General features: G+C 40.6%; 32 protein-coding genes. All 32 read right to left on the minus strand.

Annotated features, from left to right (window positions below; all coding sequences use genetic code 11):
• Positions 1 to 127: 127 nt before the first annotated feature.
• The 32 genes from frr to fliJ all read right to left on the minus strand — a co-directional run bounded on the left by frr (position 128) and on the right by fliJ (position 25,927).
• On the minus strand, positions 128 to 685 hold the full coding sequence (gene frr, locus JOC78_RS00100) for a ribosome recycling factor (protein WP_204551837.1): 558 nt from the start codon (positions 683 to 685) through the stop codon (positions 128 to 130).
• Positions 685 to 1,410 carry a UMP kinase gene (pyrH, locus tag JOC78_RS00105; RefSeq protein WP_204551838.1) on the minus strand — a complete coding sequence of 242 codons (726 nt, stop codon included), beginning with the start codon at positions 1,408 to 1,410 and terminating at the stop codon, positions 685 to 687. The genes frr and pyrH overlap by 1 nt, the downstream gene beginning before the upstream one ends.
• A 134-nt stretch (positions 1,411 to 1,544) precedes the next feature.
• A complete protein-coding gene (tsf, locus tag JOC78_RS00110; protein WP_204551839.1) occupies positions 1,545 to 2,426 on the minus strand; it encodes a translation elongation factor Ts in 882 nt (293 codons plus the stop codon).
• A 279-nt stretch (positions 2,427 to 2,705) separates the two neighbouring features.
• Complete coding sequence (gene rpsB / locus JOC78_RS00115) at positions 2,706 to 3,425, minus strand: 30S ribosomal protein S2 (protein WP_204551840.1); 720 nt, start codon at positions 3,423 to 3,425, stop codon at positions 2,706 to 2,708.
• A gap of 153 nt (positions 3,426 to 3,578) precedes the next feature.
• Entirely contained in the window at positions 3,579 to 4,115 is a 537-nt protein-coding gene (locus JOC78_RS00120) for a hypothetical protein (protein WP_204551841.1), read from the minus strand.
• A gap of 9 nt (positions 4,116 to 4,124) precedes the next feature.
• A complete protein-coding gene (locus JOC78_RS00125) occupies positions 4,125 to 4,445 on the minus strand; it encodes an RNA polymerase subunit sigma (protein ID WP_204551842.1) in 321 nt (106 codons plus the stop codon).
• Positions 4,446 to 4,465: 20 nt separating this feature from the next.
• Positions 4,466 to 5,242 carry a FliA/WhiG family RNA polymerase sigma factor gene (locus JOC78_RS00130; protein WP_204551843.1) on the minus strand — a complete coding sequence of 259 codons (777 nt, stop codon included), beginning with the start codon at positions 5,240 to 5,242 and terminating at the stop codon, positions 4,466 to 4,468.
• A gap of 167 nt (positions 5,243 to 5,409) precedes the next feature.
• A complete protein-coding gene (locus tag JOC78_RS00135; protein ID WP_204551844.1) occupies positions 5,410 to 5,769 on the minus strand; it encodes a hypothetical protein in 360 nt (119 codons plus the stop codon).
• Complete coding sequence (locus JOC78_RS00140) at positions 5,769 to 6,266, minus strand: chemotaxis protein CheD (RefSeq protein WP_204551845.1); 498 nt, start codon at positions 6,264 to 6,266, stop codon at positions 5,769 to 5,771. Before JOC78_RS00140 ends, JOC78_RS00135 begins: the two co-directional genes overlap by 1 nt.
• Positions 6,259 to 6,900, minus strand: coding sequence for a chemotaxis protein CheC (locus JOC78_RS00145; RefSeq protein WP_204551846.1), 642 nt, complete (start codon positions 6,898 to 6,900; stop codon positions 6,259 to 6,261). The genes JOC78_RS00140 and JOC78_RS00145 overlap by 8 nt, the downstream gene beginning before the upstream one ends.
• Positions 6,901 to 6,909: 9 nt before the next feature.
• Complete coding sequence (locus tag JOC78_RS00150) at positions 6,910 to 7,347, minus strand: chemotaxis protein CheW (RefSeq protein WP_204551847.1); 438 nt, start codon at positions 7,345 to 7,347, stop codon at positions 6,910 to 6,912.
• A gap of 26 nt (positions 7,348 to 7,373) precedes the next feature.
• The gene (locus tag JOC78_RS00155; protein WP_204551848.1) at positions 7,374 to 9,446 is read right to left on the minus strand and encodes a chemotaxis protein CheA; all 2,073 of its coding nucleotides are present in this window, start codon (positions 9,444 to 9,446) and stop codon (positions 7,374 to 7,376) included.
• A 16-nt stretch (positions 9,447 to 9,462) separates the two neighbouring features.
• Positions 9,463 to 10,554, minus strand: coding sequence for a protein-glutamate methylesterase/protein-glutamine glutaminase (locus JOC78_RS00160; protein ID WP_204551849.1), 1,092 nt, complete (start codon positions 10,552 to 10,554; stop codon positions 9,463 to 9,465).
• 3 nt (positions 10,555 to 10,557) lie between these two features.
• On the minus strand, positions 10,558 to 11,427 hold the full coding sequence (locus JOC78_RS00165; RefSeq protein WP_204551850.1) for a MinD/ParA family protein: 870 nt from the start codon (positions 11,425 to 11,427) through the stop codon (positions 10,558 to 10,560).
• On the minus strand, positions 11,420 to 12,565 hold the full coding sequence (gene flhF / locus JOC78_RS00170; RefSeq protein ID WP_204551851.1) for a flagellar biosynthesis GTPase FlhF: 1,146 nt from the start codon (positions 12,563 to 12,565) through the stop codon (positions 11,420 to 11,422). Before flhF ends, JOC78_RS00165 begins: the two co-directional genes overlap by 8 nt.
• On the minus strand, positions 12,562 to 14,598 hold the full coding sequence (gene flhA / locus JOC78_RS00175) for a flagellar biosynthesis protein FlhA (protein WP_204551852.1): 2,037 nt from the start codon (positions 14,596 to 14,598) through the stop codon (positions 12,562 to 12,564). The genes flhF and flhA overlap by 4 nt, the downstream gene beginning before the upstream one ends.
• A gap of 24 nt (positions 14,599 to 14,622) precedes the next feature.
• Positions 14,623 to 15,702, minus strand: a complete 1,080-nt coding sequence (flhB, locus tag JOC78_RS00180) for a flagellar biosynthesis protein FlhB (RefSeq protein ID WP_420829890.1) — start codon at positions 15,700 to 15,702, stop codon at positions 14,623 to 14,625.
• A gap of 4 nt (positions 15,703 to 15,706) precedes the next feature.
• On the minus strand, positions 15,707 to 16,483 hold the full coding sequence (gene fliR, locus JOC78_RS00185; protein ID WP_204551854.1) for a flagellar biosynthetic protein FliR: 777 nt from the start codon (positions 16,481 to 16,483) through the stop codon (positions 15,707 to 15,709).
• 4 nt (positions 16,484 to 16,487) lie between these two features.
• Entirely contained in the window at positions 16,488 to 16,757 is a 270-nt protein-coding gene (fliQ, locus tag JOC78_RS00190; RefSeq protein WP_204551855.1) for a flagellar biosynthesis protein FliQ, read from the minus strand.
• 9 nt (positions 16,758 to 16,766) lie between these two features.
• Complete coding sequence (gene fliP, locus JOC78_RS00195) at positions 16,767 to 17,435, minus strand: flagellar type III secretion system pore protein FliP (RefSeq protein WP_204551857.1); 669 nt, start codon at positions 17,433 to 17,435, stop codon at positions 16,767 to 16,769.
• Entirely contained in the window at positions 17,428 to 18,111 is a 684-nt protein-coding gene (locus JOC78_RS00200) for a flagellar biosynthetic protein FliO (RefSeq protein ID WP_204551859.1), read from the minus strand. Before JOC78_RS00200 ends, fliP begins: the two co-directional genes overlap by 8 nt.
• 19 nt (positions 18,112 to 18,130) lie before the next feature.
• On the minus strand, positions 18,131 to 18,493 hold the full coding sequence (locus JOC78_RS00205; RefSeq protein WP_204551861.1) for a response regulator: 363 nt from the start codon (positions 18,491 to 18,493) through the stop codon (positions 18,131 to 18,133).
• A gap of 25 nt (positions 18,494 to 18,518) precedes the next feature.
• Complete coding sequence (fliY, locus tag JOC78_RS00210) at positions 18,519 to 19,769, minus strand: flagellar motor switch phosphatase FliY (protein ID WP_204551863.1); 1,251 nt, start codon at positions 19,767 to 19,769, stop codon at positions 18,519 to 18,521.
• Positions 19,759 to 20,760 (minus strand): flagellar motor switch protein FliM, encoded by a 1,002-nt coding sequence (gene fliM / locus JOC78_RS00215; RefSeq protein ID WP_204551865.1) that lies wholly within the window; start codon positions 20,758 to 20,760, stop codon positions 19,759 to 19,761. Before fliM ends, fliY begins: the two co-directional genes overlap by 11 nt.
• Positions 20,761 to 20,792: 32 nt before the next feature.
• A complete protein-coding gene (gene fliL / locus JOC78_RS00220) occupies positions 20,793 to 21,245 on the minus strand; it encodes a flagellar basal body-associated protein FliL (protein WP_204551867.1) in 453 nt (150 codons plus the stop codon).
• A 1-nt stretch (position 21,246) separates the two neighbouring features.
• Positions 21,247 to 21,456: a flagellar FlbD family protein gene (locus JOC78_RS00225; RefSeq protein WP_204551869.1), complete on the minus strand. Its 210-nt coding sequence runs from the start codon at positions 21,454 to 21,456 to the stop codon at positions 21,247 to 21,249.
• Positions 21,457 to 21,519: 63 nt separating this feature from the next.
• Positions 21,520 to 22,311 (minus strand): flagellar basal body rod protein FlgG, encoded by a 792-nt coding sequence (gene flgG / locus JOC78_RS00230; protein ID WP_204551871.1) that lies wholly within the window; start codon positions 22,309 to 22,311, stop codon positions 21,520 to 21,522.
• Between the two features lie 86 nt (positions 22,312 to 22,397).
• Positions 22,398 to 22,775 carry a TIGR02530 family flagellar biosynthesis protein gene (locus tag JOC78_RS00235; protein WP_204551873.1) on the minus strand — a complete coding sequence of 126 codons (378 nt, stop codon included), beginning with the start codon at positions 22,773 to 22,775 and terminating at the stop codon, positions 22,398 to 22,400.
• A gap of 19 nt (positions 22,776 to 22,794) precedes the next feature.
• The gene (gene flgD, locus JOC78_RS00240; protein WP_204551875.1) at positions 22,795 to 23,427 is read right to left on the minus strand and encodes a flagellar hook assembly protein FlgD; all 633 of its coding nucleotides are present in this window, start codon (positions 23,425 to 23,427) and stop codon (positions 22,795 to 22,797) included.
• An 8-nt stretch (positions 23,428 to 23,435) separates the two neighbouring features.
• On the minus strand, positions 23,436 to 24,782 hold the full coding sequence (locus JOC78_RS00245) for a flagellar hook-length control protein FliK (RefSeq protein ID WP_204551877.1): 1,347 nt from the start codon (positions 24,780 to 24,782) through the stop codon (positions 23,436 to 23,438).
• A 59-nt stretch (positions 24,783 to 24,841) separates the two neighbouring features.
• Entirely contained in the window at positions 24,842 to 25,474 is a 633-nt protein-coding gene (locus JOC78_RS00250) for a MotE family protein (RefSeq protein ID WP_204551879.1), read from the minus strand.
• Positions 25,475 to 25,483: 9 nt separating this feature from the next.
• Positions 25,484 to 25,927: a flagellar export protein FliJ gene (gene fliJ / locus JOC78_RS00255; RefSeq protein ID WP_204551881.1), complete on the minus strand. Its 444-nt coding sequence runs from the start codon at positions 25,925 to 25,927 to the stop codon at positions 25,484 to 25,486.
• Positions 25,928 to 25,929: the final 2 nt, after the last annotated feature.

Here is a 25,929-nt window from a genome sequence, read left to right on the forward strand (position 1 = left end):
TTCAATCATTAACTATTATAATACCAAAGTTATTAGATGATTACTTTGAAGAATTATATGCATTTTTATGAATAATAAAAGGAGACGATATGAATAAAACCCTCTTGCTCAGAAGAGGGTTTTATCATTACACTTCCATAATTTCTTTTTCTTTATCTTTGGAGATGCCATCAATTTTATTAATATATTCATCGGTCTGCTTTTGAACATCTTCTGTCAATCCACGCAAACCATCTTCAGTGATTTCACCGTTTTTCTCAAGCTTTTTCAATTCATCATTCGCATCTCGGCGAATATTGCGAATAGCTACTTTTGCATCTTCGCCTTCTTTTTTCACAAGCTTAACTAATTCTTTACGGCGTTCTTCCGTCAATGCTGGAAAAGCAAGACGAATCACAGATCCATCATTTGAAGGAGTCAAACCTAAATCAGATTTCAAAATCGCTTTTTCAATATCACCCATAGAAGTTTTATCATATGGCTGAATCACAAGCAATCTTGCTTCTGGAATAGATACAGATGCTAACTGATTAATTGGAGTAGGCGCACCATAGTAATCAACAGTAATTCTGTCTAGTAATGAAGAGTTTGCACGTCCAGCGCGAATTGACGCTAATTCTCTAGTATATGCCTGTACCGCTTTAGTCATTCTTTCTTTCGCTTGATCCATTACTTGTTTTTCCATTATGCTTTCCCCCTTACAATTGTTCCAATTTCTTCTCCCATAACGACTCTCTTAATATTTCCGCTTTCCATCACAGAGAAAACGACTAGCGGAATATCATTGTCCATACAAAGAGAAGATGCGGTTGAATCCATTACAGCCAGTCCTTCTTTAATGACATCTAAATAAGATAGCTCTTGATACTTAACAGCCTCTTTATCAATTCGTGGATCCGCAGAGTAGACACCATCCACATTATTTTTCGCCATTAAAATGACTTCTGCTTCAATTTCAGCTGCACGCAATGCGGCAGTTGTATCTGTAGAGAAATAAGGATTTCCTGTGCCTGCTGCAAAGATCACGACTCTCTTCTTTTCTAAATGACGAATCGCTCTGCGGCGAATATATGGTTCTGCCACTTGGCGCATTTCTATAGAGGTTTGTACACGTGTTTCAATACCGAGCTGTTCTAGGCTGTCTTGAAGAGCCATAGAGTTCATTACAGTGGCAAGCATCCCCATGTAATCAGCTGTTGCACGGTCCATACCCATTTCACTGCCTATTTTACCTCTCCAGATATTTCCGCCACCGACTACTACAGCCACTTCGACATCAAGCTCTGCAATTTCTTTGACTTGTTCAGCTACGGATTTAATAATAGTGGGGTTAATGCCAAAACCGGCTTCTCCAGCCAAAGCTTCACCGCTTAGCTTTAATACAACTCGTTTATACTTCGGAACGTTCATGAAGACCTCCATATGTAATACTTTTTTTTACAACTTTTATTTATTTACATCTCGATTAGATGAAATCCCTCACCAATACGGTAAGGGATTCCATTTAATAATTGATTTCTTTCCATTCATTAAACGGAAAAAGATTATTTTTTAACTTGGCTCATTACTTCTTCAGCAAAGTTATCTTGACGTTTTTCTAGGCCTTCTCCTACTTCGTAACGGATGAAATCCTTCACAGTAGCGCCTTTAGATTCTACAAATTGACGTACTTTTTGATCTGGATTCTTTACAAATGTTTGATCCACTAGGCAGATATCTTCAAAGAATTTGCCAAGACGGCCTTCAACCATTTTCGCTACAATGTTTTCTGGTTTGCCTTCATTTAAAGCTTGTTGAGTAAGCACTTCACGCTCACGAGCAACTTCTTCTTCAGATACTTGTGCACGAGAAATGAACTTAGGGTTTAAAGCAGCAGCGTGCATCGCTACATCTTTAGCTGCTTCTACATCTGTTGTTCCTTCTAATAATGTAAGAACACCGATGCGTCCGCCCATATGCAGGTACTCACCAAATGCATCATTGTCGCCCTTTGTTTTTAATTCAAAACGGCGAAGAGTAATTTTCTCTCCAATTTTGGCAATCGCTTCGTTGATGTGCTCGCTCATTTTTTTGCCGTTTGGCATTTCTGTTTCAAGAGCTTCTTCAACAGTAGCTGGCTTTTTAGCAAGTAATTCTGCTGCTAATTCTTTAACAAGTGTTTGGAAACCTTCGTTTTTAGCAACGAAATCTGTTTCAGCATTCACTTCTAAAATAACAGCTGTATTGCCTTCGCTTTGGATGAATGTAGTACCTTCAGCTGCAATGCGGTCCGCTTTTTTCGCAGCAGATGCAATTCCTTTTTCACGTAGAAAATCAATTGCTTGATCCATATCACCATTTGTTTCAGTTAACGCTTTTTTACAGTCCATCATACCAGCGCCAGTTTTCGCACGTAGTTCTTTTACCATTTGAGCAGTAATTGCCATGAGTATTTTCCTCCTTCAGATCATTTGCAGGTGTAATATTTTATGTTTAGCTTTTGTATTTGGAAAAGCTTTAAATGATCTACATTCTGACTATTATCAGCCAAATGTATACCTGTTAAAGATTTGTCCAATTGTTTAATCAGCTTAATAATATAAATAATGATTCATTGGATTCATAGCCATCTGCCAGCCTTATTGACTGGTTTGCCATGAATATCCTTATCTCAATTCCTTAAAAAAAGGTGATAAGGGACTTCCCACTTATCACCTTTTAAGAAATTACTCAGCTGCAGCTTCTGCTACTTCTGCTGTTTCTTCACCTTGTTTTGCTTCAAGGATTGCATCTGCCATTTTACCAGTCAGAAGTTTTACCGCACGGATTGCATCATCGTTTGCAGGAATTACGTAATCGATTTCATCTGGATCACAGTTCGTATCAACGATACCAACGATCGGGATGTGCAATTTACGAGCTTCCGCAACAGCGATGCGCTCTTTGCGAGGGTCGATAATGAATAGAGCATCAGGAAGCCCTTTCATGTCTCTGATTCCGCCTAAGAATTTTACTAAACGCTCATGTTCTTTTTTCAATTGTACTACTTCTTTTTTAGGAAGAACTTCGAAAGTGCCATCTTCTTCCATTTTTTCGATATTTTTCATGCGTTGAACGCGTTTTTGGATAGTTGAGAAGTTAGTTAATGTACCACCTAACCAACGTTGGTTAACAAAGTACATTCCAGAACGTTCAGCTTCGTCTTTAACAGATTCTTGAGCTTGTTTTTTCGTACCAACGAAAAGAACTTTGCCGCCGTTTTCTGCTAAATCTTTAACGAAACGATAAGCTTCTTCAACCTTTCTTACTGTTTTTTGAAGGTCGATGATGTAGATGCCGTTACGCTCTTGGAAAATGTATTTCTTCATTTTCGGGTTCCAACGACGTGTTTGGTGACCAAAGTGAACACCAGCTTCAAGCAATTGCTTCATAGAAATAACTGACATGTTTGTTTCCTCCTAATGGTTTTTAAAAATTCCTCCGCTCCCGTCATTTTTGAGCAGAAACTATTAATAAAATAGCACCGTCTGTCCAAATCAGCGAGCGTGTGTATTAACACCGTTAGTAACTATATCATAATAGCGGAGTCCAATCAACTATTATTCACCGTTTTGATTAAACTTTAGAGCAAGTTCAATTTCCGTTTTGCCTTTGTTTAATTTTTTGGCAATTTCCTGATTTGTTAAACCCTCCTCTTGAAAGTACTTAATTCGGGTTAATAAATCATCCTCTTCCGATGGAGTCCGCCTAACGGGTTTGAATGTTGAAACTTCCTCTTGCTTCCCTTTAGATTGATACCGTTTCGCAGCAAGCGCTCTCTGCATATTAGGAACTAGTATTTCCGGCTGCAATTTTTTAGCTGGCTCTGCCGGCTGTTCTGACTTGGCTCCTGCACTAGGCACGATTTCCTTATCATTTGTTTTTGTCTTTTGGTTCGTTACCTGCTGAATAAACTTTTCGTTTTCTTCTTGTATTTCCAGAAGATAAGCAGACATCATTTCTTCCATTTCATCCATCAGCTTTTGCTGCTGATTTTTAATATCAAGCAGCCGATTTTGTCTTGTAAACAATAATATAATGGCTAGCAGGCTGATCGCATGCAATAAAAAAGTGGATAGTAATAAGAACGTGGTCATTTCTTCTCCTTAGCCGCTAAAGTCAATTTGATTGCCCTTGTACGGGTGCGGCTGGTTTTGTTTTTCTTTTTGGTTTTCATTTTGCCGTTTATTTTTCTGATTGTTTTTTGGTTGGGATTGCTGTTCGCCCTTCCCGTCTCGTTTGATTTGTGCCTCGCTGGACTTATTTGTTTCAACAACTGTTTGTTTTTTCTTCTGCAGCTCTTTTTCAGCCATCATTCCTGCAAACTCTTGCATCATTTGTCCCTGCTGCTGGTGCTGCTGGCTGGACTTACCAGCTTCAAACGTTCTCGGCAGTGCAATTTGCATTTCAATTGCTTTTAAACTCACAATCCCCACCCCGCATTTTTTTAGTTTCCGCTTCCATTCAACTTTATCAGCTGATTCTTTAACTTAAACAATGCCTTTGAATGTATTTGTGAAATTCTTGAAGTTGATAGATTCATAATTTCACCTATTTCAGTCAATGTCAGCTCTTCTTGATAAAACAAACTTAGAACCAGCTGTTCTTTCTCTGAAAGTTTGCTTATTTCACCTGATAATTCAGCAATCAACTCACCTTTCATTACCTCTTCTTCAGGAGTGGCTGTTTTGTCGTCTTTTATAACAAAGCTTTTTCCTTCAGAGTCGTCCTGATCGTGAATGTGTTCATCCATTGAAAGGACGTTGGCAAAAAAGTGCTCACTCATCGTTTGATGCACTTCATCTTCTGTAATGTCGAGCTGCTTTGCTACTTCATCAGCAGAAACATGTCTCATATATTTCTGCTCTAACTCATCAATCTTTGCTTCAATTTTTTTGGCTTTCTCCCTAGTGCCTCTTGGCAGCCAATCTTCTTTTCGAAGGCCGTCTAAAATCGCGCCGCGTATACGGAATGAAGCATACGTATCAAACTTTAAATCTCTTGCTGGGTCAAACTTATTTAAGGCATCTAACAGCCCCATCAATCCCAGACTTTTGATCTCTTCTTTGTTCACACTCTTCGGAAGACTCGCGCCAATCCGCTGCGAATGAAAATAAACCAGCGGCATATACTTTTGAACCAGGAAATCTCCAGCTTCCGGGTCTCCTTTCACCTTCCATAATTGCCAAAGCTTTTTTTCTTCCAACACATTTAAATTTGTCATATCTCTGTCTCTCTCCTCTGCGGGGTGTCCTTTTAGAGAAGTACTATTTGAGGCTCATAAACTAATTACTCCTTATGTTCCACATTTTATAGAAAAATACCATTTAAAAGCAAATTTATTTAATTAATAGCTAAAAAGGGACAATCAATTGTCCCTTTTTGCCTACTCTATTCATTTAGCATTTGCCTAATAATTTTTGCGGTATCTTCTGATGCCACCGCAGGGTTAGCATCAGAAGCAGTCTTCACTTCTATATTCTGTTCGGATAGATCTCCTGAAACTAGGTCAGCTCTCTCGTTCAGCACGTCTGAATCTGGTTGGTCACCATTCACAAAACCTGCGATGTTTTCCGGAAACGCTTGAGCTAGTAAAATACGAACGATGTAAGTCAGAAGAAAGAATGCTCCACCAGCTGCGAAGGATTGGAGAATGACTGGCCACGGTTCACCTTGAGCAAATGACAGCAGAAAATACAAAGTAAAGCCTGCAATTAAGGCCCATATATTCCACAGGATCGTTCCCTTCATTAAATCTCACGCACTCCTTTATTAACCGTGCGAATCTGCAGGAGAAAACTGGCAGGGTCAAACTCAATGGTGCGTCCGCTGTTGCCGCCGACATCTTCTGCCACCAGCTGGATATTCTCCTGAAGCAGCTTTTGTTTTACAGCTTCGATATTTCTTGGACCGATTCTCATTAAGTTGCTTTGAGAGCTAAATTGAAACATTTGCGCGCCTCCGGCAATTTTAGACTTTAGTCGATAAGCCTGCGCTCCTTGACCCTTCAGAATGGAAATGAGCTCCGCAATGCCAGTATCTGCAAATTTTGCTTTATTCAGTTTTTCAGTTTTTGCCAGACTCGAATCTGGGAGCATCACATGAACCATGCCAGCTATAGCTGCTCGTTCATCATAAATCACCACGCCTACACAGGAACCAAGACCTGACGTGCGTATCGTGCCGGGCGGCCTGACTATATTTAAATCCGCTATTCCTACTTTGACTACTTGGCTGAGGCTATTCATGGAATTCTACCCCTAACGCTCGAAAAATGGCAGGGAATGATTCCGGGTCTGGCAGCAGAAAGAAATGTCCTTTCACTGTATCTTGAAAAGCAAGGTTCGCCTCTCTTAATTCAGTATCCACTACGATCGCATAGTCGCCATATTGAGATACTTCTAAAAGACCATAACTGATGATTGCTCCAAACATATCAATCGCAAGTTCTGGAACCGAAGGCTGTAAGTGAAGCTGGGTGAAATCACTCAACGCTGACAGGTATGATCCTGAGAGGATATTTCCTAATTCTTGCATCGCTGATAAACCTAGGCTGTCTGATTCGGTATTGCGAAAAGAAAAGGCTGCATCACCCGTCATACTTTGAATAAACCCCTCCGCTTGGTGCAGGGGCAGAATGAAAAACATATTGCCTGTAGCTTCCCCTTCAATTCTCAGACTGACGCTGACAACTTCTTGTTCAGCTCCGCCCGCCATATCCATCATCTCATTAAAGGCAGCTACTCTGACGCTTGGAACTTTCATATCAATCTTTTTTTGCAAGAGTGTGGAGAGAGCCGTTGCCGCATGGCCGGCTCCAATATTGCCAATTTCTTTTAATATATCAAGATGCATAGTTTGGATATTACTAATATAATTCATAGCGCTGTCCTATTTAAAAACCTTTTCTAGACTAAGCAATATTAATAATCTTTTTTCAAGCTTGGCGACACCTGTTATATATTCCGCTTCAACAGAACCGACTACGTCCGGCTGCGGCTCAATGGAATCACTCGGAATATCCAGCACGTCATTGGCTCCATCAACCACAAGCCCTACTTCCATATCATCTAAAGCGGCAATGATTATTCTCGTAGAATCATCGTATTCGCCTTGAGGAAGGTTAAAACGTTTTCTAAGATCAATAATTGGGGTAACGACTCCGCGTAAATTAATTACCCCTTTTATAAAACCGACAGTTCCTGGGACACGGGTAATATGCATTAATTTTTCAATCGAATGAACTTGATGCACCGGGAAAGCATATTCTTTATCCATTAATTGAAAAGCAATCACTTTTATCGTTGCTGGAGCTGCAATTTCACTCATGATTTTCACTCCTTCTCATTCTCTCTTTATTTAATCAACGCATTGCAGTCGACGATCAGTGCAACCTGGCCATCTCCTAGAATAGTCGCTCCTGAAATCGCAAATACATTCGATAAATAATTACCCAGCGATTTCAGCACGACTTCCTGCTGGCCAATAAATGAATCTACTACCAGCCCGGCCATTTTATCCCCTTTACGAATAATTACAACAGAGAAATAATTGTCTTTCTCTTCCGTAATCGGCACCTCAAAAATATTCTCTAAAAATACGAGAGGTACAACTTTTCCTCTAAAGTCAATGACCTGCTGATTATGAGCATTTAGGATATCTTCTTTTTTCACAATCGCTGTTTCAATAATAGAAGAGAGCGGGATGGCATATTTTTCTTTGTCCACTTCCACTAGCATGACTGAAATGATGGATAATGTTAAAGGCAGCTGAATAGAGAAAATCGACCCTTGTCCCTCAGCAGCATCAATACTGATAGATCCGCCAAGAGATTCGATGGTTGTCTTCACTACGTCAAGCCCAACCCCGCGTCCAGAAATATCGGACACTTGGTCTGCTGTAGAGAAACCTGATGCGAGTATTAATTCATATACTTGTTTGTCTGACAGCGTTTGTGCCTGATCTTCCGTGACCACACCTTTGGCCAACGCTTTACTTAATACCTTATCGCGTTTAATTCCGGCTCCATCATCTTCAATTTCAATAAATACATGATTGCCGCTGTGGTAAGCTTTTAATTTCACCGTTCCTTCAGCAGATTTCCCCTTCGAGAGCCGTTCCTCAGGCATCTCTACCCCATGATCGATCGCATTGCGGATTAAATGTACAAGTGGATCGCCGATTTCATCGATAACTGTTCGGTCAAGCTCCGTCTCTGCACCGATGATCTCCAGGTTTATTTGTTTATTTAGATCTCTCGCCAGCTGTCTGACCATTCTCGGGAAACGATTAAATACTGTCTCAACTGGAACCATGCGCATATTGAGAATGATATTTTGCAAGTCCCCAGAGATTCGGGACATTCTTTCCACTGTTTCATTTAATTCAGGGTGGTTTAATTCGCCGGATATTGATTCAAGTCTACCTCTATCAATAACCAGTTCTTCAAACAAATTCATTAATACGTCTAACCGCTCGATATTTACACGAATGGTTTTACTTGAAACGGCCTGCTGTTTTGTATTTTTTTGTTCTGTGTCTTCTTTAGCCGGTGTCTTCACAGGTTTCTCAACAGTTTGTACTGAGGAGGAAGCGGCAATACTTGCAGCAGCGTTCTTTATTTCATTTACTGCTTCTTGTGCAGGCTCTGCTGTTGGCGCATCGAGTGTCAGCTCTGCTACTGTCACAACTTCTACTTCAGAAACTTTTTTCACTTTACTTTCTATTTCTTCTGAGGATTCTTTTGTTACAAGAGTGACGGTGAAATGATCATCAAATTGTTCTTCCTCAAGCTGCTCGGTAGAAGGGGTTGATTTAATTACTTCTCCGCATTTTTCAAGTACTTCAAATACCATAAAGACTCGCGCAGCTTTTAATACGCAGTCACTTCGTAATTCCACGCCAATTTCAAAGCATGTAAACCCTTGCTCGTTTGATTGCTGAATAACTGTCCGTTCAAATTCATCATAATTAGAAGAGATCGCTACTTTATCTGAATGATCCTCATTAGATGGAGATTCTGGTAACGATGGAGAGGATGATGGACTTTCCCCTTTTTCAATTTTCAGCAACTTTTCAACAACTTCAGTTACATTTCTTTTCCCGTCTCCTCCAGAGGCAATATCATTCACCATTTCTTCTAAATCATCAATCGAAGAGAAAATCACATCCATAATTTCCTCATTCACATGAATTTTATGATTGCGGATTCCGTCTAATACGTTTTCCATTTTATGCGTTAAGTTAGCCAAGTCTTCATAGCCCATCGTTGCTGACATGCCTTTCAATGTGTGAGCTGAACGAAAGATCTCATTAACAATGGCAATATCTTCAGGGTTTTTCTCAAGAGCTAATAAATTTTCGTTTACCGCCTGCAAATGTTCTTTGCTTTCATCTATAAAGACTTCTAAATACTGATTCACATCCATGAGTGACTCACCCTTTCTAAGGTAAATACTTGACAATTACTTCAGCAATTTGTTCAAGCGGACTAACTTCATCTATTAAATGGGTAGCGATCGCGGCTTTTGGCATCCCAAATACGATACAGGACTCCTTCGATTCAGCAATCGCCCGCACATTGCCTGTCTCCTTTAGCTGGATTAAACCATTGGCTCCATCAGACCCCATCCCTGTCATGATAACAGCCACTTTATCCACGTCATTCATTTCGCTTAGTGAATGAAACATAACGTCAACAGCTGGCCGATGACCGTTTACTGGTGATGATTGATCCAGATGGACGGCGATTGAAGCGCCGATTTTTTTTACCTTTAAATGATAATCCCCTGGCGCAATATAGGCGGTGCCTTTTTGTAGAATTTCTCCGTCTTCTGCTTCCTTAACATGAATGTCAGAAAGAGAATCCAATCGCTGCGCCAAAGATTTGGTAAATCCAGGCGGCATGTGCTGAACGACAAGGATCGGAGCATTTATAGCAGCAGGTATTTTTGTTAATACTTGCTGAAGCGCACGCGGCCCTCCTGTTGACGTGCCGATCGCAATAATCTTCTTGTTCGACTGGCTCCAATGTTTAACCATCGTGGTGCGAGTTAAGACACTTTGCTCTTCAATAGATTCTTTTATAGGCGGTACTTTTTCTAATGACGAGGGTGATGAACCTAAGCGAGTGACATTTACTTTGCTCGCCGACAGCACTTTTTCTATTAATTCATCTTTCACTTTATGTAAATCTAAAGAGATTGTCCCAGAAGGCTTAGCAATAAAATCTACCGCTCCGTAGTCCATAGCTGTCATTGCAGCATCAGCCCCTTCCTTCGTGAGACTTGAAAGCATGACGACAGGGGTTGGCTGGTGCTGCATGATATAGCGAAGAGCTTCAAGCCCATTCATTTCTGGCATTTCTACGTCCATTGTCATGACGTCAGGGTTTAATTGCTCCAATTTCTTAATCGCATCCTTCCCATTCCTGGCAGTGCCAACAACGAATAAATCGGGATGAGTGGATAGGAAGTCTGCAATCAGTTTTCTCATAAAAGCCGAATCATCAGCAATAAGAACTTTTTTTCTATTCATATACTATCGCTGCCTTTCAAACAAAAAATAGCGAAGCTTTTTGACGAATCCAATCTTTTCAAACGAGTGCTCTGCATCTACTGGACTGTTAACATATTTCGAAACAAGTCCGCGCATGGATTGCGAAATCACTGCGTTAGGATAAGAGAGCAAAAAGGGCTGTTGAGCAGAAACTGCTTTTCGAACGGTTTTATCCTCTGGCAAAATGCCTAATTCAACGACCTCTTTATTCATAAATTGGTTCATAACATGCTTCAAGCGGCGAAGAGTTTCGGTGCCTTCAGAAGGCTTTTCTGCACGGTTGCAAATTAAGTGGAAGCTTTTTTGCTCATCACGTAAATGGATATATTTCATCATGGAATAGGCATCAGTAATGGCCGTAGGTTCCGGGGTGGTCACTACGATGACATCTTCAACTGACATAATGATATCCAGGCTTTCTTTCGTCGCCCCTGCACCCATATCAAATAAAAGGTAATCATACTGGTACTGCAGCTTTTCAAAAGCTGACAGCCACCTTTCTAAATGATTTTCCCCCCATTCCATCAGCCTGCCGAGACTTGTTCCTCCTAAAATACACGAGATTCCACCCGGGCCTTCAACCACTAAATCTTCAAGTTCTACATTATTTTCAAAGAAATCAATAATCGAATATTCAGCTGATTGACCAGTAAGTAAATGGATATTCCCCATACCAATATCCATATCTAATATTAGCACTTTTTTCCCATAATTACTTAATTGAATCGCAAAATTCATGGAAATGTTTGATTTTCCTACTCCGCCTTTTCCGCTGACTACCGCTATCGTTTGAGCTGGCTTATGATGTGCTCTAAGCAATTTTTGGCGCAATTCTTCAGCTTGATCACTCACTGTACTTATCTCCAAAAATTAAATTTGTTATTTTTACAGTATCTGCTTTCATCATATCATCCGGTACATTTTGTCCATTGGTAATAAAGGCGGCACCCTTATTGTACTTATGAATTAAATTTAACAGTGTGCCTCTTGTCTTCGTTTCATCGAGCTTTGTAAAGATCAAACGATAAATAGGCACTTTAGAAAAGTTCTCAATAATTTCTTCTAAATCGTTTTCCTTTGATGTCAGGGATAACACTAAATAATTTTCTGATTCATCGAATGAGATAATCTGTTCCAATTCATTGATATACGAGCTTTCTCGATAGTTCCGCCCAGCCGTATCAATGAAAATTAAATCATATTCTTTAAATTTGTCCACAGCTTTCCTAAAATCTTCTGCTTTATAAGCTACTTCTACAGGAACATTTAATAGGTTGGCATAGATTTTCAACTGCTCAATTGCTGCGATCCGATACGTATCTGTCGTTATAAAAGCAATTTTCTTTTTATGCTCCAATACGTTCATAGCCGCGATTTTAGCCAATGTGGTTGTTTTCCCTACACCCGTCGGACCCATGATATTAATGTATTTTTTATTAAATAAAGCTTCTTCTGGCTGATAAGGCTGCAGTTTACCTTGCATCCAGTCACGACTCCACTGTCTCACACGTTCCTCATCCGCTGTGCCTTTTTCTTGCTTCCATTTTTCCATTAATGTTTGAGCCAGCTCATGGATCAAAGCGTCTGAAACTTCTTGTGTTTTCAAGTGAAGCAAAACACCATGAAATTCTTTTGGATAGGCTTCAAGTGAACGATCGGTTTGACGTGATAATTGCTTGATCATCTCTTTTAATTCCGATACTTCACTCGCTAGTTTTCCATCGTCTGCCTGCACCGCATGTTTCTCTTTCAAAACGGGTGCTTGTGGTATATAAGCAGGCGGAATTTGACCTTCTTTTTTTATGGGGGTTCTGTCTATCTGCGGATCTACTGCCGCCACAACCTCAATATTTTTCTTCTTAAAAAAACCGAGAAAGCCGCCTGTATACACCGTTTTAGACTGAAGAAGAATCGCCTGTTCACCTAAATCGGAACGAACTTTCTTCATCGCTTCGGGCATAGATGAGGCTCTGTATTTTTTTACTTTCAATGAATATTCACCACCCCGACACTTTGTACTTCAATGCTTGGTTCTAGTTCATTATAGGAAAGGATAGGCAACTGCGGGAAATAACGCTCCGATAATTGCCTCACGTACATTCGAATCGCCGGCGAGCACAGAATGATCGGTGTTTGCTGCATAAATGAAACTTGTTCCACTTGACCGGCTAATGCTTCTAGGATATTTTGTGAATCACCAGGGTCTAGCGACAAGTAATTTCCATGTTCAGTTTGCTGCACACTGTCTGCGACTAGCTTTTCAATTTGCCCCGACAATGTAATGACTTTTAATGACTCCCCACCTTCAGCATATTGATTCGTAATTTGTCTCGCTAACGCTTGCCGGACATATTCAGTCAATAAATCTGTGTCCGAAGACATTTTGCCAAAATCCGCAAGTGTTTCAAAAATGATCGGCAAATTCCTGATCGAAATATTCTCTTTTAATAGTTTAGAAAGTACTTTTTGCACTTCACCCACTGATAGAGGATTAGGTGTAACTTCCTCTACTAGGATTGGATAGGTTTCTTTTAAATGATCGATCAGCTGCTGCGTTTCCTGGCGTCCGAGCAGCTCGTGAGCGTTCATTTTAATTACTTCTGTTAAATGAGTTGATACGACGCTTGGGGGATCTACTACGGTATAACCTAAGATTTCAGCTTGTTCTTTCATTTCTTCTGTAATCCATTTCGCTGCCAATCCAAAAGAAGGCTCGACTGTATCGATTCCTTCTACCATGTCGTCTTCTTCTCCGGGACTCATAGCCAAATAATGATCTAAGAGAAGCTCACCTGATGCCATTTCGCTTCCTTTCACCTTAATTCTGTATTCGTTAGGCTGTAATTGGATATTATCGCGAATTCTGACGACAGGAATGACGAGTCCGAGTTCCATGGCAAGCTGCCGCCGAATCATGACAATACGATCCAAAAGATCGCCACCTTGGTTGGCATCAGCGAGCGGAATCAATCCATAGCCGAACTCAAACTCGATGGGATCGATGTTAAGCAAATTGACCACACTTTCTGGACTTTTCAATTCTTCGGTCTCCATCGCTTCTTCCACTTCGAGCGGATCTTCTATCTCTTCTTTTGGCGCCCTTTGTAACATGAATGCTCCAAATGCTAATACACCTGCGATAGGAATAGTCAAGATATCGTTGATCGGTGTGGCAACTCCTAAAAGAAAAATCGTGCCTGCCGCTACATAGAGCATAATTGGATAGGCAAGGAGCTGAGACATAATGTCTTCCCCTAAATTCCCTGTAGACGCAGCCCTCGTGACAACAATTCCTGTCGCTGTAGAAATTAATAATGCCGGAACCTGAGATACGATTCCATCCCCAACTGTTAATAATGAATAACGGCTGGCAGCTTCCGCTAAAGGAAGGTCTTGCTGAACCGCTCCGATCACAATACCAAAAATCAGGTTAATAATAACAATGATAATTCCGGCGATGGCATCACCCTTAACAAATTTCGTGGCACCATCCATCGCACCATAAAAGTCAGATTCTCTGCTGACTTTTTCCCGTCGCTCTCTAGCCTCTTGTTCAGAAATCATACCTGCATTCAAATCAGCATCAATACTCATTTGTTTACCTGGCATCGCATCCAGAGTAAACCGGGCAGCTACTTCAGATACCCGCTCCGACCCCTTCGTGATGACGACAAATTGAATGATAATTAAAATTAAGAAGACTACCATACCGACAATGATATTGCCTCCAACCACAAACGTTCCGAATGTCTCGACGACACCGCCTGCTTCCCCTTTGCTTAATATAGAACGCGTGGTCGAAACGTTTAAGCCAAGACGAAACAGCGTTAATAATAACAATAAAGAAGGAAATACAGAAAACTCCAGCGCTTCTCTCATATTCATTGAAATAAGAAGCACTAAAAGGGCAAGAGATATATTAATAATAATTAATACACTCAAAAGCCATGATGGAAGCGGAATGATGAGCATGGCCACGATTAATATAACACTTAACAGAACGGAGATATCTCTTGCTTGCATTCAACTCTCTCCTAACAGCAATACTTACATTTTATTTTTCATACGATAGACGTACGCTAATATTTCAGCAACCGCTTTAAAAAACTCTTCTGGGATCGGATCTCCGATATTGGATTGATCGTAAAGGGATCTTGCCAGCGGGCGATTTTCTATCATCATAATTTCATTTTCACTGGCAATATACTTTATTTTTTGAGCTAAATAGTCAGCTCCTTTAGCCACTACATAAGGAGCATCAAGTTTTTCTTCATCATATTTAAGGGCAATCGCGAAATGAGTGGGATTAGTAATTACTACATCCGCGTCAGGCACTTCTTGCATCATGCGCCGCATCGCCATTTCACGCTGACGCTGCTTGATCCGGGACTTGATCATCGGGTCGCCTTCTGTGTTCTTGTATTCATCTTTCAAATCCTGCTTTGACATCCGTATGCTCTTTTCAAAGTCATACTTTTGATACAAGTAGTCAAGAACAGCAAGAAACAATAAAGCTGCGGAAGCGACAATCCCCATTTGTAAAGTTAAAGCGCCGACCACTTGAAGTGCATCAATGACCGGTTTAAAAGAGAGCTTTAACACTTGATCAATATTTGCCCATAACACAATAAACGTAGCTGCGCCGACAAATGAAATCTTTAAAATGGATTTTAACAATTCAACGAGCGCCCGGACGGCGAATATTCTTTTGAATCCTTTTATTGGATCCAGTTTTTCAAGTTTCGGTTTAATAGGCTCACCAGTTAATAGAAAACCGACTTGCATATAGTTAGCCGCTACACCTGCGATCAGCGCTACGAACATGACCGGCCCAAGAATATAGATCAGCTGCTCCATAATTTCAAACACGATCGTTTTTAAATTGGACTCAGTGACCGGCATGAGGGTGTAAGAAGACAGTGAATGCTGGAACAGTTTAAACATGGATGTCCCCATGAAAGAAGCACCAATTGAAAGGAAGCCAAAAATAGCTAACAAGCTGATCGCTGTATTTATATCCTGACTTTTGGCTACTTGTCCTTTCTTGCGTGAATCCTGACGTTTTTTAGGAGAGGCCTTCTCCGTTTTTTCGCCGGCAAAAAACTGAAGATCCAGCCTAAGAAATATCAAATCACGCACCTCCCATTAACGTCATGACATCACGCATTGTATATAGCATCATTTCAAACAATTGCTGCACCACCGTTAAAATGACCCCCATCACCACAAACAGCACAATAAACGAAACGGCAATCTTAATCGGAAAACCGACCACAAATATATTCAGCTGCGGCACAGTTCTGGCCACAATGCCAAGCGCCACATCCACTAGAAATAAAGTAGCGACAACAGGCATGGCCATTTGAAAGGCAATAATAAACATGGAGTTAAACGCTTTAGCAATATAATCGAGCATTTGCCCATCTCCAAATGAGATGAATGCCTGTTCCATAGGAATAAACTGATAGCTGTAAAAAATCCCATCTAAAATTAAGTGATGTCCATTTAAACTCAGCAAAAGCAAAAGAGACATCATGTATAAATACTGGCCCATAAGCGGACTTTGCGTTCCTGTTTGCGGGTCAATCACATTGGCAATGGCAAACCCCATCTGAAAATCAATAAAGCCCCCGGCTATTTGAATAGCCGCTACAATCATATAAGCGACAAAACCAATCAAAAGGCCAACGAGAGCTTCTTTAATAATAAGTAAAAAAAATTCGCCATTGATCTCAAACGCTGCGACGTCCATTGTATAATACATCGTCCAAGAAAGGACTAGCGCAAACCCTAATCTATGCATGGCAGGAATCGTCCGATAAGAAAAAAAGGGCATAGTGACGAAAAAAGCGGATACCCTGGCTACAATTAATATGAACACTGATATTTTTGGCAGAAGATCTTCCATTATATCAACCTACAAATCTCGTTAAATTTGTGAAAATCTCCATAGCATAAGAAAGCATCCTGCCAAGCATCCATGGACCAAAGAAGATTAAACCTACCAATACAGCAACAATTTTAGGAATAAAAGCAAGCGTCTGTTCCTGAATTTGCGTAGTTGCTTGAAAGATACTGACCGCAAGCCCTACCACCAACGCAAGAATCAGCAAAGGACCGCATATAATTAACGTGGTATACACACCTTTTTCTGCAATTGAAATGACCATTTCTGAATTCATTGTTTCCACCTACTTAAAGCTTTGCAGCAAAGATTGAATCACTAAATACCATCCATCTACAAGAACAAACAGCAGAATTTTGAACGGCAGAGAAATCATAACCGGCGGAAGCATCATCATTCCCATAGACATCAAAATACTTGCCACGACCATATCAATGACTAGAAAAGGAATAAACACCATAAAGCCAATTTGAAACGCTGTTTTTATTTCGCTTAAGGCAAAAGCCGGAACAAGAGAAGTAAGCGGAATATCCTGAACACTTTCGGGCTGTTCAGCCTGAGAATAATTCAAGAATAGCTCCAAATCCTTTTGTCTTGTATGAGCGCTCATAAAGTCCTTTAAAGGAGAACTTGCTTTCTCATACGCTTCTTCTAAATTGATTTCTTCGTTGAATAAAGGCGTCAAAGCCTGATCATTTACCTCTTGAAATACAGGAGCCATAATAAAAAATGTAAGGAATAGCGAAAGTCCAATTAACACCTGTGTTGGAGGCATTTGCTGGGTGGCAAGCGCCGATCTGACAAAAGAAAGCACAATGATAATTCTAGTAAAACAGGTCATTAATACAAGAATGCTCGGAGCTAAAGACAAAACTGTCAGGAGCAAAAAGAGCTTGACAGAAGTAGAGACATCATCCGGTGAACTGCTATTAAAGAATTCCATAAATTCATTCATCCCGCTGATTCTCCTTGTCTTTCAAGTCCTTCAACATATGATGACGATTACTCTTCATATCTTCTAATCTCTTTTCAAACACCTGCTTAAAGCCGCCAGATGAATCTGTAGAAGCCTCGTTTTTTTGATCCTGCCATTTATTCATGAGCTTTGAAATGATATCTTTTGGCTGCAGAAGCTGATCCATTTGATCCTCATAATGGTCAATAAAACGATTGTATTCTTCCTCGTCAGTGATTTCTTTTAATAATTTAATATCATCCCCGACTCCAAGAACGAGCAGGCGGTCACCAACTTTCACCATTTGTATAGAACGGTTGCCGCCAAGCGGTGACCCCCCTAAATGCTGAATGAGTTTAGTCTGCTGATAAGAACGGCTTTTGGCATTGACAAAACGCAATAAGAAATAAATAAGTCCAATGACAAAAACAAGAGCCGCAATCATTTTTATAAAGTCCCATGCGCTTACTCCTACTGTCGCATCACGGGATTGACCGCTGTTTTTCGAATCCGTTCCGGCATCTTTATTATCAGCTTGGTCACATTTTTCGGGATTTTCGAAACAATCCTTCACATTATTGTCAAATGGCTCTGCCATGGCAATCAAATGATTGCCTGATAACAGAGCCATAAAGAATAATATAAGGACTAGAGGCTTAACTAGTTGTTTAATCAAAAAAAGCACCTTCTTAAGCTTATCCTAAAGTTTTTGAGATGGCTTCGATTACACGGTCCGCCTGGAAAGGTTTCACGATGAAATCTTTCGCGCCTGCTTGGATGGCGTCAATAACCATTGCTTGCTGACCCATAGCAGAGCACATAATAATTTTTGCATTTGGATCTTCAGCTTTAATATCTTTCAAAGCAGAGATTCCATCCTTTTCTGGCATTGTAATATCCATCGTTACCAAATCCGGTTTTAACTCTCTGTATTTTTCAACTGCCTGCGCACCATCTGCAGCTTCTCCTACTACTTCGAAACCATTCTTTGATAAAATATCTTTTATCATCATTCTCATGAAAGCAGCATCATCTACTACTAAAATACGTTTCCCCATCTTTTCTTTCCCCCTGAAATTTAATTTAATTTAATTTCTTTAAGCGGTCGCTTTTACTTGAGATTTCAGTAATCCGCACACCAAAATTTTCTTCAATAACGACAACCTCACCTGTGGCAATTAAACGGTTGTTTACCAGAATATCCACGGGTTCTCCTGCCAGCTTATCCAGCTCAATAATAGATCCTGATGAAAGATCAAGAATATCTTTTACAGAGCGATTCGTTCTGCCAAGTTCTACCGTAACTTGCAGCGGTATATCGAGGAGCATATTTAAATTTCTAGTTGAATGCTCTTGTAAAGGTGCTTGTTCGAAAGATGCGAACGAAGCCGACTGTACTTGAACTGGCTGTTGTGGCTGCATTGGCGCCCCTGACCCAAAATGTTGCGGCTGAGCAGACTGCTGCGGCTGTTGTACATAAGCAGTTGGCTGCTGATAAGCGTTCGCAGATGGTATTTCTGCAGCAGGCGGCTGTGGCTGAGCTGCTGGTGGCTGCTCATAATTCGGCTGTGTGGCTTGCGCAGAAACGGATGGTTCTGCTGCCGGCTGACTTTGGCTCGGTTCCGGCTCAGCACTGCCAGGATTCATTAATTCATGGACTAAACTTTTTGCAAACGGCAGCGGCAGCAATTGCATAATGTTTGAGTCGATTAATTCACCAACCGCAAGACGGAATGAAATTTTGACAAGCAAGTCCTGCTCTTCAATCGTTTCTTTTCCTTCTCCTTGCAAAAGATCGATTAAAGCAACTGCTGGAGGTGAGATATCTACCTTTTTATTAAATATAGTAGACATAGAGGTAGCGGCAGAACCCATCATTTGATTCATGGCTTCCTGAACCGCGCTCAGCTGAATTTCACCTAAATCCGGGTTAGGATCCGTTCCATCTCCGCCAAGCATTAAATCGGCAATAATCGCTGCATCCGATTGTTTAATGACCAATAAATTAACTCCAGAAAATCCCTCTGTATATTCTACTTCAATTGCTGCGTACGGATGAGGAAATTCATCTTTCAGTTTGTTTTTATCTACAATGGAAACAGTCGGGGTCGTGATTTCTACCTTTTGGCTTAGTAGGCTGGAGAGAGCCGTCGCTGAGCTTCCAAACGAAATATTTCCTATTTCACCCAGCGTATCTTGTTCGAACGCATCCAAGTATTCTTCTATGTTGCCAATAGATGAATCATCAGGTTCTTTATGATCCCCTTCATCATCGCCTGTACCTTTCAGCAAGGCATCAATTTCGTCTTGCGAAAGCATGTCGTCACTCATCATCGTCTTCTCCCCCCTCTATATGATCTAAAATTTGAACGGCAATCCGTTTATTCATTTTTCCAGGCTGCGCAGTGAACTTCGCTAGGTTTCCTACTTTCACCGTTAGCGGTTCGTCAATGCGGCGATTCAATTCAATTACATCACCTGCTGCTAGCATAAGGAAATCTTCAATATTAATATGTGATTCTCCCAATTCAGCTACAAGCGGCACGGTTGCTTTTTTCAGCCCTTTTTCCAGACTTTCTTTTTCCCCTGGTTTTCTCTCTTTTTTATCCGGGTTCTGCATCCAGTAATGAACCGATAATTTAGGGATGATCGGTTCTAAAACAACATGAGGAATACAAATGTTGATCATTCCCGTCGTTTCACCTATCGTTGTATTTAATGATATCACAACTACGGTTTCATTCGGAGATACCATCTGTAAAAACTGAGAATTTACTTCAAAATCTGTCATTAATGGATCAATTTCGATAATATTCGCCCACGCATCACGGTAGTTTTCAAAGGACCGCTCAAACATATTAGACATGATTTTTGTTTCGATTTCCGTCAAATTCTCAATTTTATTGACGCTTGCGCCTTTACCGCCAAGAAGCCTGTCAAGCATAGAATACGCAATGTTTGGATTTACTTCCATAAGAACCCGGCCTTCAAGCGGCGGTACTTCAAACACATTTAAAATCGTCATATTGGGAATCGATCGAATAAATTCCTCATACGGTAACTGATCCGCCGAGACGACATCTATATGCACATATGTACGCAGCTGCGCTGAGAAAAATGTCGTCAGCACCCTGGCAAAGTTGTCATGCATTCTTGTTAAACTTCTTATTTGATCTTTCGAGAAGCGAAGAGCCCGTTTAAAGTCATAGACCTTCACTTTTTTCTCCGCTTCTTCTTTTTTTAATTCATCTGCATTCATTTCCCCTGTGGAAAGGGCAGAAAGCAGGGCATCGATTTCATTTTGAGATAATATTTCCCCTGACATGCGTTCACCTCCATTAAAAAGTCAGTCTTAAATTATTGAATAATGTAAGAGGTGATGTATACTTCGAGCACCTTACCATCCTGCATAATATTATTGAATTCCATTCTAAGCTGATCGGTCAGCCGCTCCTTGCCTTCTTTGCCTTTCAGGTCTTCCGACTTCATTTCAGACAGCTGCTGAATGATCAAGTTCTTCGCTTGAAAGTCGCGCTTCGTCATTTCTTCCATCGCTTCTTTGCTGTCTGTTTGGATTTTAAAGGATATGCGAATGTAATCATTAGATGCCAAATTAGTCGTCATTTCCGGAATGTCTACAGAAGATTCAATGACTTCATCAATCGATGGCTCTTTTGCAGTTGTCTCACCTTTGGATGATTTTAAAATAATGACAATTGCTACAGTTCCGACAAGCAAAATCACCGTTAACAGCACAACCATGATTGTCAGCATCTTATTTTTACTTTTTTTCGGCGCTTCTGTCTCCATGTTACTCCTCCTCCACCCTTAATTTCCCTAAAAGGTGAACACTTCGATAAAACTCTTCCATTCTCTTTTTGACTTCATCCTGTGATTCCTTCACGACATACTTACGGCCGTTAGACAGCGTAATGGTTGTATCAGGAAAGCTTTCAATCGTCTCAATATAGATTGCGTTTAATGAAAAAGATTTGCCATTTAATCTCGTCACAGTTATCAATGTATATCAGGGCTGAGGCAACGAGACCCCAGCCCTGTACCCCCTTTTTATTTAAGGATGAAATTAACGTTTTAAGTTGACTAGTTCTTGCAGAATCTCATCAGATGTTGTGATGATTCGTGTGTTCGCCTGGAAACCACGCTGCGCAACGATCATTTCCGTGAATTCTTCGGAGAGGTCGACGTTGGACATTTCAAGGGCGCCGGCTACGAGAGTTCCATTTCCCCCAACCCCAGGGTTATTTAAGTCAGGTTCACCGGAATTTGCTGTCTCAATGAAATTGTTTTGACCAGCCTTTTGTAGACCATCTGGGTTTGGAAATTTAGCAAGTAAAATAGGTGCATTGGTAGCAGTATCCCCAACCACAGAAATGCTCCCATCTGCTCCAATACTAAAGCTTTGCGCCGCAGTTCCAATTTTTATTTGTTGAGGGTTTGCAGTATTTGTGCCCCCTTGAAGATAATAGCCGTCGCCGTTTACAATACTGCCATCTTTATCAAGGTAAAAGTTTCCGGAACGAGTGTATAGAGTTTCCGTCCCCTTCTTTAAGACAAAAAAGCCATCTCCAGAAATACCTAAATCTAATGGACGTGCAGTGGTCTGTAGGCTGCCTTGAGTATGAATCGTGTCTATTGTACTAATCTGCGTTCCTAAACCAACTTGTTTAGGATTAGTACCACCAATTGTACCTGGTCCAGTAGCCCCCGAAATCTGCTGACTCACCATATCTTTAAACGTCACACGGCCTTTTTTATACCCGAATGTATTCACGTTAGAAATGTTATTCCCGATGACATCTAGCTTTGTTTGAAAACCTTTCATTCCGCTGATTCCTGAGTACATTGAACGTAACATGTATAATTTTCCCCTTTCGAATCGCTTGCGTCTGTCAGTCGGCAAGCGTCAGGCTTCCTTAAAAGGTCCAGCCTATATAATAATAATCAATCTAAAATGATTGTCCCGTTAATATTGGTAAATATTTGTGAACTTGCTTCTGATCGGTTCATGGCTGTAATGACTGTATTGTTTTTGGCGCTGACCACAAGTGCGGCATCCTGCAAAAGGATCAGTGAATCACTCACGCCTTTTTGTTTTGCCTCCGCCATTTTCTGTTCAATTGTCTGCCATTTTTGTTCTTCAATTAAAATGCCTCGCTCGTGCAGCCTCTGGCTTGCGTGCTTTGAAATGATAAGTGATTTTCTTTCAGTTGCTTCCACTAAATGCTTCGTAAATGAAGTAGCGGGCTGCTGAATCCTTCCATTGGCTTTTGCAGCAGAGTGAGTCTTTGCATGAAGAGGCGGGAAATAGGTTTTGTTCATACCGTCTCTTCTCCTTTAATTATCCTATTTTCGTTAATGCTGATGAAGAAATTTTTTCTCCATTTTGTAATTGAAGCCACACCGCTCCGTTTTTCATCGAAACCGATTGCACTAGGCTTGTTTGTTCTGTACCGTCTTTTTCAAACGACACGCTCTTACCGATTAAATGGCTAGCATCTACCAATGGATTGCCGCTGCTTACGGAACCGCTTTTCACCTCTGAAATGTTAGCCGGCTCTAGCACTGTGCCATCTGCCAGTACAAATTCCACTCCTTCTCCTTTAAAACGAATCGAAGTAATTGTCCCAGTTCCTTCTTGAATGACTGGTTCTACTTCTGGATCAGTGGATTCTGTGATTTTGTGCCATAGTACCTCTTTACCGACAAACGAATTGTAGCTAATCATCGAAGACGATTGCTGCATCTGAAGAAATTTATCAAAGGATGAGGCCATATTCGTCATTTGCTCCAAGGACGAAAATGTCGCCATTTGAGCGATGAAATCTTTATCTTCTAATGGATTCATCGGATCTTGATTTTGCAGCTGGGTCATTAATATTTTCAAGAACTCGTCTTTCCCTAGTGCGCTGTTACCAGTTTTTGGCTGTTTGCGGTTATTGTCTAAATAAAGGTTTGGATCAATTTGTACCATGTGATCACCTATACTTTCGTATTTAATAGCAATTCTTTAAAATCAATCTCCGGTTCTTCTTCCATATCTTCTAACTGTTGCTTAGGAGCATCCGGCTTTGATTGATTTTGCTGTTGCTGCCCTCGGTCAAATTTTTGCGGATCTGCCTGGCTAAACGTGAGTTCAATTTTATCTACTGCCACATTTTGCTGACTGAATGCTTGTCTTAAACTATTGACGTTTTGTTCAAGCAAATCTTTCACTGCCGAAGTTGAAGATAGAATCTTAGCTGTCATCACGCCGTTCTGCTGCAGAAGTTCAATCCGCAAACTTCCCAGTTGTTCTGGATACAATTTGATCAAAAGCTTGGTACCATTTGGCGTTTTCATCAAATTGGAGTTGCCTAATATCTGCGAAAATTTTTCAATAAACTGTTCCATATTCATCGGCCGTGGATTCGTTTGGACGGTCATCGAAAAAGTTTCCGTCCTCATGAGCGGCTGATGAAACAGCTGATTGACTTGAATAGACGATTCTTTATTCACTGCCGTCGTTGCATTGTTAAGCTGCCATGCTGAATTCTCTGTGTCTAAAGCTAGGTTATTAACAGTGCTATTCGCAGTCTTAACTGGTTGTTTTGAACTTTCTATTGAAGGTGCATAATTGTTAAAGGCTCTTTGCAAAAATGTCGACTGAAATCCTTTTGGCTGTATGATTGACTGAAGCTTGGCAGCTATCTCTTTCATCAGATGTTTAATCGTTGAATGAATTTCGGCACCTTTCCCTGTAGCATCAGATTTTTGGCTAAAAAGTTCATACAGCTTGCCTGTTTGAAGCAAGGATTGTAACGCTTTAGAATCTAGCTTCGACCATTCTTTTGGTGCAACAGCGGAAATCAATTGAATCAACTGCAGAATTTCCTCAGGATTTACTTCTGCATCGCCAGGATCAGTTAGAGCAGGAATTTCATTTTCCACCTGTGTAATTGGAAGTAAAGCAGGCTGTTTATTGAACCCGGCCACCAGTTGCTCAATCATTTCTTTCAACTCGGATACTTCAATTCCCAGCAATAGACTAATATCTTCCACCGTCGGCATTTTCCCGTCTAACATCCACTCTTTTGCAAGTTGAAGCTGCTCCGCGGAAAGGCCCAATTCTTCAATGGATACTGCCTCCACGACTTGTGATAGAACCTTCATCTCCTCTACACTTTGAGCTTTACTGCCGGTTTCTGGCTGAGCAGTTGAGTTAGCTTCACTTGTCTGCTTATTCAATAGAGATTTGAAGTTTTCCTTTGGCTCTGCCGTATTTCTTTCTGCAGTGGCAGGTTTACTGGTCACCGCCTTAGGCTGCAGCCCATTTACCATTTGCATCATTTGTCATTCACTCCAAATAGTTACTGCGATACTTTGTTATTTTCTCATAGCCACAGAGTTTATGGCGTGCTGCTTGATAACAATTTTGTGTATTTTGCAGCGGTTTCCGGCGGAAGTTTCTCTAAAATATCAGCTTGTTTATCTGTCTCTAATTCCGCTAAGATCCCTACAGCTTCATTATCGGATAAATTGACGAGAATGTTAGCAATATTTTTCGGCGCCATTGTTTCATATGTGCTGATAATGGAGTTATCATTTTTCGTGTTTGCCGCTTCGCCTTCTTCTTGATTTTTCAGCTGTTCTAATTCAACTTCAAGCCGATCTTTTTCAGTCAGCAGCTTTTCAATCTCTTGATCAGAAGCGTCCAATTTTTTTGCGAGCTGATCAATCTCCGCTTCTTTATCTGCTAATTCTGTTTGAAGTTCGACTACTTTTTCTTTATCGGCTTTTCCGCCTCCAGTTTGATTAGCTTCGTCTTTCTCGGTTAAGCTTGACAGCCCTGGAATATGTGCACTGATTTCTTTTCCTTTTTCAAATACATTTACGCCCGCTACCGTCATGACGATCAATGCGATCGTTAACGCAAACAGCAAGGGAATAATTAACACGAACAAGATCCATTGAAAGGTGCTGTAGCCTTTTGTCTCTTCATCCGATTCTACTTTTTTTATTGCCTTCTTTTTTCTCGCCAAAGTCTTCACCTAATTTCCGCGGTTCATAAATTGAATGGCTGAAATTTCATCCATTTCCCTGTTTTCATCCATCAGTAAAAACTCTTTAAATCTTTCTAAATCTTTTTCTTTCATTTTTTCATACTTTTTCACTTCAATATTTCTTTCTTTCAGCTGCTGCTCACACCACTGCATTTGATTACGGGCATTTATGACTAGCTGCTGCTGATAAGAAATGGTCTGCTCTAAATTAGAAACAAATTGCTGATAATGCTGAATTTCGTAGATGGTGAAGCCGCTGACCATTTTTGATTCTTGAAAATCAATTAACTCTTCCTTTTTCTTCAACAGCTCATACAGTTTTTCCGCGGCCGCTTCAAACTTTTTTTGAGCTTCATTAAAGGCTGATTGTGTTTCGTCTTTTTCCCGTTCTCTAAGCTGCAGAATCTTTTCGAATTTAAAGCTGTGTTTCATGC

The sequence above is a fragment of the Bacillus ectoiniformans genome, from assembly GCF_016908875.1.
GTDB lineage: Bacteria > Bacillota > Bacilli > Bacillales > Domibacillaceae > Bacillus_BX > Bacillus_BX ectoiniformans.